This is a genomic window from Pedobacter sp. AW31-3R, from assembly GCF_052180285.1.
GTDB lineage: Bacteria > Bacteroidota > Bacteroidia > Sphingobacteriales > Sphingobacteriaceae > Pedobacter.
The window spans coordinates 223,996-239,240 of sequence record NZ_CP197475.1 but is presented as its reverse complement, the minus strand read 5'-3'; the positions used below and the strand labels follow the sequence as shown (position 1 = coordinate 239,240).

At 41.3% G+C, this 15,245-nt stretch carries 14 protein-coding genes; 4 read left to right on the top strand and 10 right to left on the bottom strand.

The features are described from left to right. Position 1: 1 nt before the first annotated feature. Positions 2 to 997 (bottom strand): pyruvate dehydrogenase (acetyl-transferring) E1 component subunit alpha, encoded by a 996-nt coding sequence (gene pdhA / locus ACSBL2_RS01000; protein WP_442589813.1) that lies wholly within the window; start codon positions 995 to 997, stop codon positions 2 to 4. 236 nt (positions 998 to 1,233) lie between these two features. On the opposite strand from pdhA, the gene ACSBL2_RS00995 reads away from it, so the two are divergent. Then, positions 1,234 to 1,788 (top strand): C40 family peptidase, encoded by a 555-nt coding sequence (locus ACSBL2_RS00995; RefSeq protein WP_442589812.1) that lies wholly within the window; start codon positions 1,234 to 1,236, stop codon positions 1,786 to 1,788. A 57-nt stretch (positions 1,789 to 1,845) separates the two neighbouring features. Continuing rightward, on the top strand, positions 1,846 to 3,003 hold the full coding sequence (locus tag ACSBL2_RS00990) for a CapA family protein (RefSeq protein ID WP_442589811.1): 1,158 nt from the start codon (positions 1,846 to 1,848) through the stop codon (positions 3,001 to 3,003). On the opposite strand, the gene ACSBL2_RS00985 is transcribed toward ACSBL2_RS00990, so the two are convergent. Then, on the bottom strand, positions 3,000 to 3,185 hold the full coding sequence (locus ACSBL2_RS00985) for a hypothetical protein (RefSeq protein ID WP_442589810.1): 186 nt from the start codon (positions 3,183 to 3,185) through the stop codon (positions 3,000 to 3,002). The two genes, ACSBL2_RS00990 and ACSBL2_RS00985, sit on opposite strands and share 4 nt — an antisense overlap. 636 nt (positions 3,186 to 3,821) lie before the next feature. Between ACSBL2_RS00985 and ACSBL2_RS00980 the strand changes: the two genes are divergently transcribed. After that, positions 3,822 to 4,745: an SPFH domain-containing protein gene (locus ACSBL2_RS00980; RefSeq protein WP_442589809.1), complete on the top strand. Its 924-nt coding sequence runs from the start codon at positions 3,822 to 3,824 to the stop codon at positions 4,743 to 4,745. Positions 4,746 to 4,836: 91 nt separating this feature from the next. Here the strand turns inward: ACSBL2_RS00980 and ACSBL2_RS00975 are convergent, their stop codons facing one another. From ACSBL2_RS00975 to ACSBL2_RS00960, 4 genes are all read right to left on the bottom strand, one after another. Further along, the gene (locus ACSBL2_RS00975) at positions 4,837 to 6,984 is read right to left on the bottom strand and encodes a carboxy terminal-processing peptidase (RefSeq protein WP_442589808.1); all 2,148 of its coding nucleotides are present in this window, start codon (positions 6,982 to 6,984) and stop codon (positions 4,837 to 4,839) included. A gap of 127 nt (positions 6,985 to 7,111) precedes the next feature. After that, entirely contained in the window at positions 7,112 to 7,792 is a 681-nt protein-coding gene (locus tag ACSBL2_RS00970) for a hypothetical protein (RefSeq protein WP_442589807.1), read from the bottom strand. Positions 7,793 to 7,812: 20 nt separating this feature from the next. Then, on the bottom strand, positions 7,813 to 8,655 hold the full coding sequence (locus tag ACSBL2_RS00965; protein WP_442589806.1) for an isoaspartyl peptidase/L-asparaginase: 843 nt from the start codon (positions 8,653 to 8,655) through the stop codon (positions 7,813 to 7,815). A gap of 6 nt (positions 8,656 to 8,661) precedes the next feature. After that, positions 8,662 to 9,537, bottom strand: coding sequence for a cyanophycinase (locus tag ACSBL2_RS00960; RefSeq protein ID WP_442589805.1), 876 nt, complete (start codon positions 9,535 to 9,537; stop codon positions 8,662 to 8,664). Positions 9,538 to 10,206: 669 nt separating this feature from the next. Between ACSBL2_RS00960 and cphA the strand changes: the two genes are divergently transcribed. Next, a complete protein-coding gene (gene cphA, locus ACSBL2_RS00955; RefSeq protein WP_442589804.1) occupies positions 10,207 to 12,822 on the top strand; it encodes a cyanophycin synthetase in 2,616 nt (871 codons plus the stop codon). A gap of 86 nt (positions 12,823 to 12,908) precedes the next feature. Here cphA and ACSBL2_RS00950 read toward each other — a convergent pair whose 3' ends face one another. The 4 genes from ACSBL2_RS00950 to ACSBL2_RS00935 form a co-directional block, all read right to left on the bottom strand. Beyond that, positions 12,909 to 13,364 carry a ferritin-like domain-containing protein gene (locus ACSBL2_RS00950; protein WP_442589803.1) on the bottom strand — a complete coding sequence of 152 codons (456 nt, stop codon included), beginning with the start codon at positions 13,362 to 13,364 and terminating at the stop codon, positions 12,909 to 12,911. Between the two features lie 127 nt (positions 13,365 to 13,491). Beyond that, positions 13,492 to 13,932, bottom strand: a complete 441-nt coding sequence (locus ACSBL2_RS00945) for a low molecular weight protein-tyrosine-phosphatase (RefSeq protein ID WP_442589802.1) — start codon at positions 13,930 to 13,932, stop codon at positions 13,492 to 13,494. A gap of 11 nt (positions 13,933 to 13,943) precedes the next feature. After that, on the bottom strand, positions 13,944 to 14,735 hold the full coding sequence (locus tag ACSBL2_RS00940; protein WP_442589801.1) for a S1/P1 nuclease: 792 nt from the start codon (positions 14,733 to 14,735) through the stop codon (positions 13,944 to 13,946). An 11-nt stretch (positions 14,736 to 14,746) separates the two neighbouring features. Further along, positions 14,747 to 15,244 carry a fumarate hydratase gene (locus tag ACSBL2_RS00935; protein WP_442589800.1) on the bottom strand — a complete coding sequence of 166 codons (498 nt, stop codon included), beginning with the start codon at positions 15,242 to 15,244 and terminating at the stop codon, positions 14,747 to 14,749. Position 15,245: the final 1 nt, after the last annotated feature.

The window sequence follows — 15,245 nt, the reverse complement described above, 5'->3', positions numbered from 1 at the left end:
TCTAAATTTCTTGATATGGATAATCTGTCTGTACGTAAACATCAGTAAATAATTCTGATGCTTCAGGCCATGGTGATTCTTCAGCAAATTTCACCGCTTCATCAACAGTTTGTTTTACTTTCGCCTCCACCTCTTCAAACCATGCTTCATCAGCATATTTTTCAGCAACGATGACTTCTCTTACCTGCTCAATAGGATCTTTGGCTTTATATTCTTCCAACTCATCTTTGGTACGGTATTTTGCAGGATCTGACATGGAGTGTCCTCTGTAACGGTAAGTTCTCATTTCCAGGAATGTTGGTCCTTCACCATTACGTGCACGTTGTGCGGCCTCATCCATTGCATTGTGAACAGCAACAGGATCCATCCCGTCTACCGCTGCGCATGGCATATCAAAACCTAAACCGATTTTATACAACTCAAGCATATTGGTTGTACGTTCTACAGATGTACCCATCGCATAACCATTGTTCTCACAAACAAAGATTACAGGAAGTTTCCATAACATAGCCATATTGAAGGTTTCATTCAGTGCACCCTGACGAACTGCACCATCACCCATATAACATACGTTTAAATTGCTTGTACCTTTATATTTCTCAGCAAATGCAATTCCTGCACCCAAAGGTATTTGTCCTCCAACGATTGCGTGTCCACCGTAAAAGTTATGCTCCTTGCTAAACATGTGCATTGAACCACCTTTACCTTTTGAACAGCCAGTTGCTTTACCATACATTTCAGCCATAATGCTGTTGGCACTAACGCCTAATGCAAGGGCATGAGCATGGTCACGGTAAGTAGTTATCATGGAATCGCCAGGTTGTAAAGCAGAAATTGCTCCGGCTATTACAGCTTCCTGACCAATATATAGGTGGCAAAAACCACGAATTTTTTGCTGTCCGTAAAGTTGACCAGTTTTCTCTTCGAATTTACGCATCAGCAACATAGATTCAAACCACTTCAGATAGGTATCCTTATTAATTTCTACTGCACTCATTTTTGGCTATTGATTTAATATTTATGAGAGCAAATCTACTTTTTTATTGCAATATATCGAAGAAATACTGTAAAATGCATGTGATGTTTTGGCAAAAAATGTTAATAACTTAAATTTTTAACAAAATATCATTTGGATAACATAGGTAAATTACATAGTTTTGACAACCTGACAATAAGCCCCGGTGGTGTACGTTTAAGTGTAAGTGCCTTTTACCCAAACTTAACAGTGTAACAATGATAAAAAAGTTTTTGTTTTCTACGCTTATTGCTTTGTGCAGTCTGACAGCCTTAAACGCACAAACCAAGTCAAAAGAAACCAACAAATTAGAAGATCCCGATAACCTTGCTTCACAATATTTTTCACAGGTTATGGGTGTTGCAGTAGATGCGACTTCAAACATCAAACTCTACAAATTCATCTATGAATGGATTGGGACTCCTTACCGCTTCGGGGGGAACACGAAAAAAGGCATCGATTGTTCCGCATTTACCAAGGCTATTTACGATAAAGTTTTCAACACGACACTGTTAAGAAACTCCAGAGATATTTTCAGCATGGTAGATCCCTTACCAAAGGACGAACTACAGGAAGGAGACCTGGTATTTTTTAAGATTAAAAGCACAAGAATTACGCATATAGGAATTTATTTAGGAGACAATCGTTTCGCTCATGCTTCATCTTCACGTGGCGTGGTTATCAGTAACCTGAACGAGCCTTATTACTCCCGCTTCTTTTATAAAGGGGGCAGAATTCTGGAATCAGCCAAGAAAGACCTGATCCAGGAATAAGCATCATTCTCTTTAACAAAATATTGTCCTCTTAATGTATTTTAAGAGGACTTTTTTATGAATTACCCTTTTTTACCCGTGATGAAGAGTCTCCATACTAAAAAAAAATATCCAGAATTTGTTGGCCTTAGCCTATTGGGCATCCTAGCCATTGTTGTCTTGTTAAGCTGTGCAGGCAATACAAAAAGTGTCGCTCAGCAACCCGGCGCAGGAACGGAAATCGATACCACTTTCTTCAGCGATACAATATCGGTCATTGCCGTAGGTGATATGATGCTGGGCTCTGCTTATCCTTCAAAATCCAACCTGCCGAAGGATGATGCCAGAGGAAGTTTTAAAAATGTAAAGGAGTTTCTAAAAGGTGATATTGTATTCGGAAATCTTGAAGGCTGTTTTCTGGATCAGGGGAAATCTACCAAATGTAAGGATACCACGGGCAACAGCTGTTTTGCTTTCCGTATGCCACAACGTTATGCTGCAATTTATAAGGAAGCCGGATTTAACCTGCTCAGTGTCGCCAATAATCATGTAGGTGATTTCGGACTGAAAGGCAGAAAACGTACGACAGACATACTGGATTCCCTGGATATTAAATATGCAGGCTTAACCGCACACCCCTATTCTATTTTCGAAAAAGACAGTGTGAAATATGCTTTTTGTGCCTTTTCACCAAATGACAATACCTTGTCTATAAATGAGATTGACAGTGCAGTAAAGCTCGTTTCCTTCCTGAAGGAACAGGCTGATATTGTGATTGTATCGTTTCATGGTGGTGCAGAAGGTTCAAAATTCGAACATGTCACCCGTGCTCATGAGATCTTTTATCAGGAAAACAGGGGGAATGTGTATGCCTTTTCCCACGCCGTGATAGATGCTGGTGCCGACCTGGTACTCGGTCACGGACCGCATGTTACCCGTGCCGTGGAAGTGTATAAAAATAAGTTCATCGCCTACAGCCTTGGTAATTTCTGTACGTATGGTATGTTTAATTTAAAAGGCCCAAACGGTTCTGCTCCTATTCTTGATATTAAGTTAAATGGCAGGGGCGACTTTCTTTATGCAAAGGTGATCTCTACCCGGCAGGACAAAATAAGTCGGCTTACCCTGGATCCTGCTGAGACTGCCTTCAAAAAAATTACTGCGCTGACCGCTGCTGATTTTCCAGGCAACAGGCTCCTTTTTGCTGATCAGACTATACGTATAAAAGAGGATTAAGCTTCGTCTTTGGTATTTTTTACCAGTCCGATTCCTGAGAAAAAGAATATAATACTGATAATTCCTACCACCAGCAGCTCACGGGTCTGCATACTATGGTTCACAAAACCTAATCCGCCATAGATTAAACCCAAAATACCCAGGATGGTGAGTACTGTTCCAAAAGTGCGTTTTACATTCATTTTATTTTGATTTACCAGAACCTATGCAATATCTGTGCCCATCACAGCTGTCTGAAATGTTTTTGATGACAGAGGGAAGCACCAGAAGATAGACTGTCGTTAACCACCATCCCATAACCGTTTTGCTTTTACCTTGACTTCAACCTGACCTAAACCGGGTCTTGTTCGTACCAAGTATACCCCAAGTAGACTATAACTAGCCCCCAACTAGGGCCCAACTATACTATTAGGGTCTAATTGGGGGCTAGTTAGGGACTAGTTGGGGGTATTATGGGGTATACTTGGTACGAACGAAACCCGGATTAGACCCGGACTAAAGTAATACCATCCTGCCTCTGTTCCAGAACCGTTGTCAAACAGTTACAAAGGGAAAAGGACAGATCCAGTAACCCAGCCGAATATATCCAGGCATAAAGGGATAATGCCGCATCCGGTAGGTCAATCTTTCGCCTGCGTTACGCAAGTCTATTGGGTAGAAAAATGATCGCTCTCATCAACTGATCTGAAAGCTGGTCATCTATCGGCTGAACAGATCATTACTACAGTGTGCATCGCCATACGTATGGGTTGACAGTCTTATCGCAGGTAGAACATATTTTTGTATATTGGAGAAAATTTCAATTAAATTATTTAATCATGTCTTATTTCCTATATCTTTTATTGTTCTTTGTCGTGGTGATTATTTTCAGTTCTATAGTCACGGTAAAGCAAGGCACTATAGCTGTAATCACGATTTTCGGAAAATACCAGCGTCAGTTAAGTCCGGGATTAAACTTCAAAATCCCGCTTATAGAAGTCATTCATTCCAGGATTTCCATCCAGAACCGATCGGTAGAGCTCTCCTTTCAGGCGGTAACCCAGGACCAGGCAAATGTGTATTTTAAGGCTATGCTTCTTTATTCCGTGCTCAATCATGATGAAGAAACCATAAAAAATGTAGCTTTTAAATTTGTGGATGCCACAAACCTGATGCAGGCCCTGATCCGCACGATTGAAGGGTCTATCAGGGCCTATGTGGCTACTCAAAAACAGGCGAATGTCCTTGCGCAACGGAATGAAATTGTATTACATGTAAAAGAACAGATAGATAAGGTATTGGAGTCCTGGGGTTATCACCTGCAGGATCTCCAACTGAATGATATTACTTTTGATGAAGAAATTATGCGTTCCATGAGTCGTGTCGTAGCTTCAAACAACCTGAAAGCTGCTGCAGAAAATGAAGGACAGGCATTACTGATTACGAAAACCAAGGGAGCTGAAGCAGATGGAAATGCCATAAAAATTGCAGCAGCAGCTGAACGTGAAGCAGCTCAGCTACGCGGCCAGGGGATTGCGCTTTTCCGGGCAGAGGTTGCACATGGGATGACAAAAGCGGCACAGGAAATGGAAGAAGCGAACCTGGATATTTCGGTTATCCTTTTTACCATGTGGACAGAATCTATTAAACAATTTGCAGAAAACAGTGATGGAAATGTGATTTTCCTTGATGGTTCTACCGAAGGGATGAACAGGACAATGAAAGAAATGATGGCCATGCAGATGCAGAAAAAAAACCAGTAAATCCAGGATTTCAAGGTCTTTGCTATACATAAAAAAAGGCTTCAGGATTTTCTCCTGAAGCCTTTTTTTATGATGCTTTATTGGGTGTTGCTTATTTCTTTATGTTCATCAGGTCGGCCATTACCTGCAGACTCTCATTCTCAACAAAGTCAAAACTCTCTTCCTTTTTAACCTTATCCCCTTTTTTAACCGCAGGTAATCCGCGCGCAGCCCTTAACTTATTGGTTTTTTCCAACCCTTTTACTTCAAGGCTGTCACGTTCAGCTTTAAGTTTTTTCTCATTCAGCGTAACAGAAGTTTCCAGTTCACGTTTTTTCATTTCTTCAATATCTTCTATTAAAGATTTGTAATCTGCAGATTTCTCCATCCTGGCATCGTGTAACTTCACCAGTTCCGGCTTAAGGGAAGAGAGGTCAGCTACAGGAATAAAGTTCGATTTTTGCACTTCATCCCATGGAAGAGCCGAAGGTTCAGTATCCTCACCTATTTTATCCATAGGATAGAACGAAGGCAATACAATATCAGGCATAACCCCTTTGTGTTGTGTACTGCTGCCATTTACCCTGTAGAATTTCGCCATGGTCAGATTGATCTGTCCCAATTGTGGTTCCGCAGCTTTCTTAGCACCATTCACAGTCACCGCAGGATTCTTCTGGATCAGGCTCGCCAGACGCTGAAGAATAGACGGATTAACCAGGTTATTCAAATTGATGGAAGACTGGACAGTTCCCTTGCCATAAGTTTGGGTACCGATAATAATTCCCCTTCCATAATCCTGAATGGCACCTGCAAAAATTTCTGAAGCAGAAGCACTCAGACGATCTACCATTACACCGAAAGGACCATCCCAGGCTACACCAGGATTTTTATCTTCACTTACTTCAACACCGCCTTTAAGGTCTTTTACCTGAACAACCGGTCCCTTATCAATAAACAATCCTGTCAAATCAATGGCTTCCACCAATGAGCCTCCTCCGTTTGCACGAAGATCCATCAGTATGGCATCTACCTTATCCGTATTTTTCAACGTATCAATTAATAACCTAACGTCACGGGTTGTACTTTTATAGTTCGGATCTCCTGCACTTGCCGCCTTGAAATCAGCATAAAAACCAGGAACGGTAATAATCCCTACTTTGTAGGTTTTACCTGCCGAAGTGATCGTTTTAACAGTCTTCTTGGCCGACTGGTCTTCCATCACGATACGTTCCCTGGTCAGTTCAATAATTACCGGTTTGGAAGACATGTCCTTGCCAACAGGGATAATTTTCAGTCTTACCTTGGTATTTTTCGGCCCTTTAATTTTAGCTACAGAATTATCGATCCTCCAGCCAATAATATCCTCAAACTCACCTGAGGCCTGGGCAACAGCGACAATTCTATCGCCTGCATTCAGCAACTTGCTTTTAAATGCCGGTCCACCCGGAATAACCTCAGCAATTTTCAGCACATCATTTTCCAGCTGCAGGCGTGCACCGATCCCTTCAAAAGAACGGGCCATATCTTCATTAAAAGCCTGTGCTTTATTCGGGTTAAAATAATTCGTGTGCGGATCTATAGTTTCCGTAAATGCATCCATGATGGTTTGGAAAACATCCTGGTTATTTAATTGCGCAGACTGGGTCTTCAAATTCTGGTATCTTTTAGTTAAAGTCTCCACATTCTTAGCCTGATCTGTTCCTGCAATATTTAAATTGATCAGTTCATACTTTACTCTTTTTTTCCATATCTCGTTTAAGGCCGCTGTGGACGTAATCCAAGGCATTTTTTCACGGTCAAAAACATAAGTATCATTCTGGTTGAAATCATATTTATCTTTAATATGTGCTATAGCATAGTTAAGCGTTTCATTATATCTTTTCGAATACACATTGAAAATATAAAATGGCGCACTCAGGTCGCCTACCCTAAAAGCATCATCGAGCGTAGTTCTGAATTGCTCAAACTCTTTGATATCTGAAGCAAGGAAATAACTTTTGTAAGGATCAAGTGCTTTAATATACTTATCTAAGACCAGGGAGGAAATAGAGTCGTTTACAGCTAATTTTTTATAGTTGTAATTCTCAATCAGGGCGACGATCTCCTTCACTACTAAACTTTGCTGCTCGTCGGGCTTAATATTAGGAATACCCTCAACCAGCTTTTGTGGTTTTGGAGCAGCCTGACAAGCGAGGACAGCGGCAGTGAAGGTAACCAGTAATATTTTTTTCAACATCTCTTTAAATAATTTAAAATCCATTTTTATGTATAACAACCAATATGATACCAATTTGCCAAATAAACAGAAAAGAGACAGTATTATACTGTCTCTTTTCTGTAATCTTTACTCAAATATAAATAAATAGTTTAAAACTAAGGTGTATCAGCTAATTGACTACTGTCCTTTTTTCAGCAATTGCATTTTTTGCCTGCCTGATTTGTCCTTTAAACTGGTTGTTTTTCGAATTCCTGGCAAATAGTTCGGCTCTGGTAATATCCTTACTGGCCATAGAAAATTCCTTTTTTCTGATTTTGACATGAACAATCCCCAGCATAGAATCAATATAGGAAGAGCTATTGTTTGTCTGCTTTGCCAAAATTCCCTGCTGGGAATAAAACCAGAGCGACTGTGTAAGCTTATTCGCTGCGAGATAAATTTTACCCAGCTGGTTATAGGAAGCCATCTGCCCAGTCCGGCTACCCAGTCGGGAATAGGTTTTCAGCGCCACATTTAAGATCACCTGTTCCGCTTCTGTATAATGTTCCATCAGAAAATGAATATGACTCAGTCGTAAAAGAGAAGCCCCATAACGGGAAGGATTGCCAGCACTATTGTATTCAAAAGCTGCCCTTCCAAAAAAGGTCAGTGCATCATCCAATTCTCCGCTTTTCTCACTTTTCTCTGCTTCCTCAAAATACGTATCGCCGTCGGCATCATCCAGTGTAGAAACTGCTATTTGAATAGAACCACTTCCAAAGGAAGGTTCATACTGGGCATAAGCACTTTTTTGAGCGATTGCCGGACCAGCGAAAACAAATCCAATAAGTACAAGACAGAGTTTATACATTTTACAAATATATATTTTTTTTAGTTAAAGACCTGTAAGCTACCATCAAAAGATGCCCAAACCATATAAGGATGGGAATCTGTATGGTAAACTTCTCCGGTAGCGGTAATACCAATAACTCCCGCGAAGCCATCTATTGTCTTTAATTCAGCGAAAGACTTGTCACACGCTTCCTTTAACGTAAAACCATCTGTTACCCTGGTAACTATTGCAGCAGATAAGGCTACGCTCACGATATCCTCTCCGACACCTGTACATGAAATTCCAGCTACAGCATTGGCAAAATTCCCCGCTACCGTAGCAGAATCACTCACACGGCAGGGAATCTCAAAGCCTTTGCCCCCTGTGGATGTTCCAACCGCCAGCTTGCCTGAGGCATCAAGTGCCACACAGCCTACAGTCCCCAAATTATTTTTCTGATTCAGCTTCGCTTCATATTCACTCAAACGCTGTTCGGTAACAGGATTGAAATGGGCATGTCCGTTTTCCCTTGCAAAATGAACTGCCCCCTCACCACTTAAAACACTATCCTCATAATTCAGCAGAAGAGACGCCACCTGAATCGGATGCTGTACATCCTGGATATTGATCACACCGGCAAACTTCCGTGTAGTTCCGTCCATAATAGAGGCACTGAGCCTTACTTTTCCGTCACTTTGAATCTGGGATCCCAGGCCTGCATTAAAAAGCAGGTTATCTTCCAGTAAACTGACCGCAAATGAAACCGTTTCCAGTGCCGTATGAGATTGCAAATACGCATAAGAAAGTGTTACGATTTCTGCCAGCGCATCCTGTTTTGCTTTTTTCATCTCCTGATTGGTGGTTGATTCACTAAAGAACCCCCCATGAATAATTAGTTTCATTACCGTTTAGTCTAATGAAGTAACCTTTGGATGATGAATAGTCAGCTGATGTGCACTAAGATCATACGTATCACCATCACACATGACATGCACCACCATATTTTTAATAGAAACGGGTTGCCCCATTTCTACATCAGTTAAATTTGTATCCGTCATGTGTCTCCCATCTACCAGGATCACCATGCCCGATCCGATAGCTTCCATGGTATTCCCGTTGGAAATATACAATCCGGTATCTTCTCCAAGACCGATTCCCAGGATTCCCGGATTACTTGCCGCAGCATACAATAAACGCCCGATACGTCCACGCTGTACAAAATGCGTATCTACAATTACGCCGTCAATAAACCCAAGTCCGCCGGTAATCTTGACTTCACCTTTCAACAAGGCATCTTTACTGTTTCCCTGGTAGATCATATTCTTTGAACTTGCTGCTGCGCCTGCAGAAGTACCTGCAATCACGATCTGCTCATTTTCATATTTATCCAGCAAAATCTGATGTATGGCCGTTCCACCAAATATAGAAGACAAGCGCAGCTGATCACCCCCGGTAAAAATCAGGACTTCTGCAGCCTTAACACGCTCACAGTTCAATACGTCGTTCGCTTGTTCGCGATTACTGATATTCAACACGCCAACATCATGCACATCCAGTTGTGCAAAAGCTTTGATATACTCTTCTCCTACCTTTTCGGGAACCAAAGATGCTGTAGTAATGATTTCGAAACGGGAAGCCGTATCCTTGATAGATTCAGTGGTAATACGTTTCAGGATACCTCTCTCAAAGAAATTCATATTCTGGGGCATTCCGAATTGTGTTTCGGTAAAACTACCTGTATTGATTGCACCACCAATAATTATCAATTTACCTTTTGGAGCCATTTTACTTGTTTTTATAGTACTAAAATTTCAAATATATGTTCCTCAGCTTAAATATTACCATGTTTTGTCAATAATAAAAGCATTGTTAATATTAAATTACAAGATCACCATCTTGAATGATGAGCTTTTTACCATTAAAATAAATTAAAAAACTATAACCTTTTAGCTTGACCATATAACCTCCCTGCCCCTTATCGGGAAAGAGCCCCCCACTAAACAGTACCAAAGAAATTTACACCTGCACCTTTGTTAAAAGAACCTGCAAACGTAAATTTTGCTTCCATTTAAAATTTATAAATTTATTTCATAAATTGCAGCAGCTCTCACACCATATGACTGAAAATATATTTTGTTTTTTACCAAACAAAAACAAGTGCACCCGTCTTATCTTAGACCTTAAGAATGGTTTAACCTTTAACTTCGAATTACATACATTCCTGCAGTAGCTGCGTCGTAACTCTTTGTAAGATGTAATATTTTGCATATTTTCATAAAAAAAACGGCTTTGCTTGCTATAATGAAAAGCAAAGCCTGAGATAAATAACCGCTGTCGAAGCGGATCGCCGCAAAAAGGCAAAACAACAAGATTTTATAGGATACCGTCATAGGATAAAAAACCAGACCTGCGGGATAAAATCAATTTGATAACACGAAAACACAATACACTATATGAAAATACTCGGCATCCAAGTGCTAAGAGGGCCAAATATCTGGTCGATTAAGAGAAAGAAATTAATACAGATGCGACTGGATCTGGAAGAGATGGAACAAAGTCCAAGCAATACTATTGATGGATTCGGTGACCGCCTACAGAAATTGATCCCCAGTCTGTATACACACAGATGTTCGAAAGGAGAACCGGGTGGTTTCTTTGTAAGGGTACAGGAAGGCACATGGATGGGGCATGTTATTGAACACATTGCACTGGAAATCCAGACCCTTGCAGGGATGGACACTGGTTTCGGAAGAACAAGGCAGACAAAAACTGATGGCATCTATAATGTAGTTTTCAGCTATATTGAGGAAAAGGCAGGCGTCTATGCAGCAGAGGCAAGTGTGAAAATTGCTGAGGCATTAATCAACAATGAAGAATATGACCTGGAAGCTGATATTCAGCGACTGAGGGAACTCCGGCAACTGGAGCGCCTTGGCCCCAGTACGGGTTCTATTGTTGACGAGGCGATTGCGAAAGATATTCCCTGGATCAGACTGAACAAAAGTTCCCTGGTTCAGCTGGGTTATGGAAAAAACCAGGTGCGCTTCAGGGCTACAATGACCGACAAAACCAATAGCATCGCTGTGGACATTGCCGGAAATAAAGACGAGACCAAACGCATGTTAAAGGATTCTGCGATCCCTGTGGCCAAAGGAGTAACAATCTCTGACATCGCAGATCTTGATGATGCCATCAAAACCGTAGGTTTCCCATTGGTTTTTAAACCCCTTGATGGAAATCATGGAAAAGGAGCTTCCATCAATGTGAAGGATAAAGCAGCAGCCTACCTGGCTTTTGAATATGCAAAACAGTATTCCAGAAGAGTAATTATTGAAAGCTTTATCACGGGATATGATTTCCGTATCCTGGTTATTGACAATAAAATGGTTGCCGCAGCTTTACGTGTACCGGCTCATATCACAGGTAATGGAATAAATACGGTACAGCAATTAATTGATAAAGAGAATGAAGACCCGAGAAGGGGATACGGACACGAAAATGTGCTTACTGAAATCCTTGTAGACCGGGATACACTGGACCTGCTGGAGAAAAAGGAATACACACTGGAGACCATTGTTCCTAATGGAGAATTGGTATACCTGAAATCTACCGCCAATCTCAGTACCGGTGGGACTTCCATTGATGTCACAGATCTTGTTCATCCGCAGAACATTTTTATGAGCGAGCGCATTTCCAGGATTATCGGACTTGATATCTGTGGTATCGATGTAATGGCACAAAACCTGACACAGCCGCTAACGGAAAATGGAGGGGTGATTCTTGAGGTAAATGCAGCACCTGGATTCCGTATGCACCTTGCACCAAGCGAGGGACTGCCAAGGAATGTTGCCGCCCCTGTAATTGATATGTTGTATCCTCCGGGAAAATCTGCCAGGATACCTATTATAGCTGTTACCGGAACAAACGGTAAAACGACGACCACAAGATTAATTGCGCACATTGTGAAGAGCAATGGAACCAGGGTTGGTTTTACTACCTCAGATGGGATCTATGTACAGAATACCATGCTGATGAAAGGTGACACTACAGGTCCGGTAAGTACAGAATTTATTCTCCGGGATCCTACCGTTGAGTTTGCCGTTCTTGAGACGGCACGTGGCGGTATCCTCAGGGCAGGATTAGGCTTTAACAGATGCGATATCGGCGTAGTGACCAATATTCAGGAAGACCATCTCGGAATTTCTGATATCCATAACCTTTCAGATTTAACCCGTGTCAAAGCAGTAGTTATTGGAGCGGTGAAGAGAGATGGATGGGCTGTCCTCAATGCAGATAACAAATACTGTGTTAAAATCGCTGAAAAAGCGGACTGTAAAGTGGCCTATTTTAGCATGGATGAAAGCAATCCGGTGATTGCAGATCATTGTAAAAAAGGAGGCACCGCAGCCATTTATGAAAATGGATATATTACCATCAAAAAAGGCGACTGGAAAATAAGGGTAGACAAAGTGACCCATATTCCATTGACCTTCGGCGGTAGTGTTGAATTCATGATTCAGAATGTTCTTGCTGCAACTCTGGCTACATTCCTTTGCGGATATAAAATTGAAGACATCCGCATGTCACTGGAAACTTTCATTCCATCAGCAGCACAAACTCCGGGAAGGATGAATATCTTTAAGTTTAAAGAATTCAAGATCCTGGTAGATTTTGCACATAATCCTGACGGCTTTAATGGTGTTAAGGATTATCTGAAAACTATTGAGGCCACAGAACATATTGGGGTAATTTCCGGCACAGGCGACAGGCGTGATGAAGACATCCAGGAAACCGCACGGATTGCTGCACAAATGTTTGATAAAATCATCATTTGTCAGGAAAAATATCTGCGCGGCCGTCAGCAACAGGAAATTATTGATTTACTGATTTCAGGCATTAAAGAAATAAAGCCCGACATGGAAATCATTATCAATAACAATGGTGCCGAGGCGCTTCAGTTTTTGATTGCTACGGCGAAGTCAGGGTCTTTCATTACGATACTCAGCAACACGATAGACAATGCGATAGACCGGGTGTCTGAATACCTTGATAAGGAATTCGGGATTTAACCGGAAAAGAAAAACAAAACGGATATAAAAAAACCCGCTTTATCATAGGTCAGATAAAGCGGGTTTTTTATTACAGCAAATGGGGATTAACCTTGTAAGTCCCGCAATGCTTTAATCTGGTCATGAGAAGCTCTCAATTCAACTTTTTGCTCCTGGATCAGGCTTATGGTGTCTGCCGACAATCCTTCTTCCGCTAAGGCGGATTTGTATGCTCTTTGTGCAGCATCTTCTCCGGCCTCACAATTGTTTAGGATAGTTTTCCTGTCATGTCCTGTAAACACAGCTTTCACGTCCATCCATGCGCGGTAAATCTTTCCTGAAGTGGTTGTTCCTGTTTCCAGGTCCGTTCCGCTTCCCTGTATGGCAGTAGCCAATGCCAGTTTATGCCGGTGGCTTTCACCAATCATTTTCACAAATAATGCTTTCAGGTCACTGTCCTCCGGCTTCAATTCTTCTATAGCTTTTTCGTATCCGGCAACCCTGTCATTGTTGATTTGAATCAGGTCATTAAGTGTTTCGGGGTTTACTGCAATGTTTTCCATTTTTTCTAGATTTTGATGTGCAAAAAGAACATCTTAACCAGATAAAAGTTTTCAATCTTTAGAAAAACAGACAGTCTGCCCCCTGAATTTCTCAGCAAGAAAATATAAACACGACAATAGTACTACCCTAATGACTCAGTTCCTGAATCAGTTTTTTCGCCCGTAACTCTATGGTTTTAAAAACAGGATCAAACAACAAATCGTCAAAATAAGGATCGGTCACTTCCGATTCTTCTGTCAAGAATAGCCTTACTTTTTTCCGTTGTTCGGCATTTGCCGCAAGCCGCAGTACATCCCTTAAATTGTTCTTATCCATCACCAGGATATGGTCGTATTCATCAAACATCCGGACATTAAAATGTTGTGCCCGCTGTGCAGAAATATCGTATCCATATGTTTTTGCTATTGCGATGCTGCGTTTATCTGCAGGTTGTCCGATATGCCAGTTTCCTGTACCTGCAGAGGCAATCTCCCAATCCAGTTTTTTTTCCTGCGCCAGATGCCTGACAATTCCTTCTGCGAGCGGGGAACGACAGATATTCCCCAAACAAACCATTAGAATCTTCATAGCTGTAATGATTAGATGTAAATACTGTTAATAATTTTAGCCAGACGAATGCCGCCCTTTAATAAACTTTCGTTCAGCATATCCACAAAATCAAAATTATAGCGGTAGCTTAATTTATCATCTGCTTTGGTCATGTCATATATTTTATTGCAGGCCTGGTACGACTCGTAAACACTTTGTTTTAAGGAATCATTGCTCCATTGGTTAAACTGATCTTTGGTCGGGTGATTTACTGCAGCAGCATATTCCGTATAACTTAACTGCTGATATTCAATAAGGCTCTCATCCCATACATGGTGCAGGTTAGTCTTCTGGCCAAACCAGGTCACATATAATTTATTCCCGCCAAGGTCTTCTTTTCTTGCGGTATGCATAGGCTGATGGATATCGCCTACAAAATGGATCAATAAACGCATCGCCAGCAATTTCTGTTCCGCTGTACTTTGCTTATTCTTTAGCGTAGCGATGAGTTCAGGAATTTTATTGTATACATTTCCTGCTTTATCATTATCCAGAAACTGAAATACCTGTTGCTGGTTGAGTCCTCCAGGGATGTTCACATAGTGCCAGCTGTCAAGGTACTTGAATGAAGTATCAGACTTGATGAAATCAGGCCAGTTACTCGCTATAGCCATCGTTTCATTGCCTAAAATCTCTTTCACCGCCTTGCGCGCTTTGGCCGTTAAATAATAATCGGCAATTTGTCCCACCACACGGTGGCCAGTTTTGCCCCATGCGGCGGCATTAAATGGTAAATAAGCTACAATTGCGACTGCAATGCAAATCCTTTTGAATGTATTCATTAATATTTCTTTTATAGTTCCTGAGGAACACATGTGAGTTGTTGTTTCAGTACCAGATTCACCTCCCGCTGATCGCTGAGGTTCTGTAAAGCAATATGGGTGGAGTCGGTCGATTTAATCATAAAACTCTTCCTGTATATCCCTATGGTATAACAGCCTGATACCTTTTGTTTGTAGTTCGATTTGGTATAGGTACCAATCAGGAATAAACTATCCTTCCGGACTTCATAAACGCCCTTTGCATATTCTTTCCATACTCCGTTATTGTAACAGGGATCTTCATAATAATTCACCTTGGAATGTGTAGTCAGGTCCACATAAAAGGAATCACAGGTAAACTTCAGCTTATGCTGGGTGTAGTTCATCAGTGTTGCAGCATTCGCGATACTGTCCTGATTCCAGATTCCCTGCAAAAAAACTTCCCCATTACCCTGAACGTTTGGGCGTCTCTCGCAACCGAGAAACGCCACCAAACAAAATAGAATAATTAGATAATGGTATCTATTCATA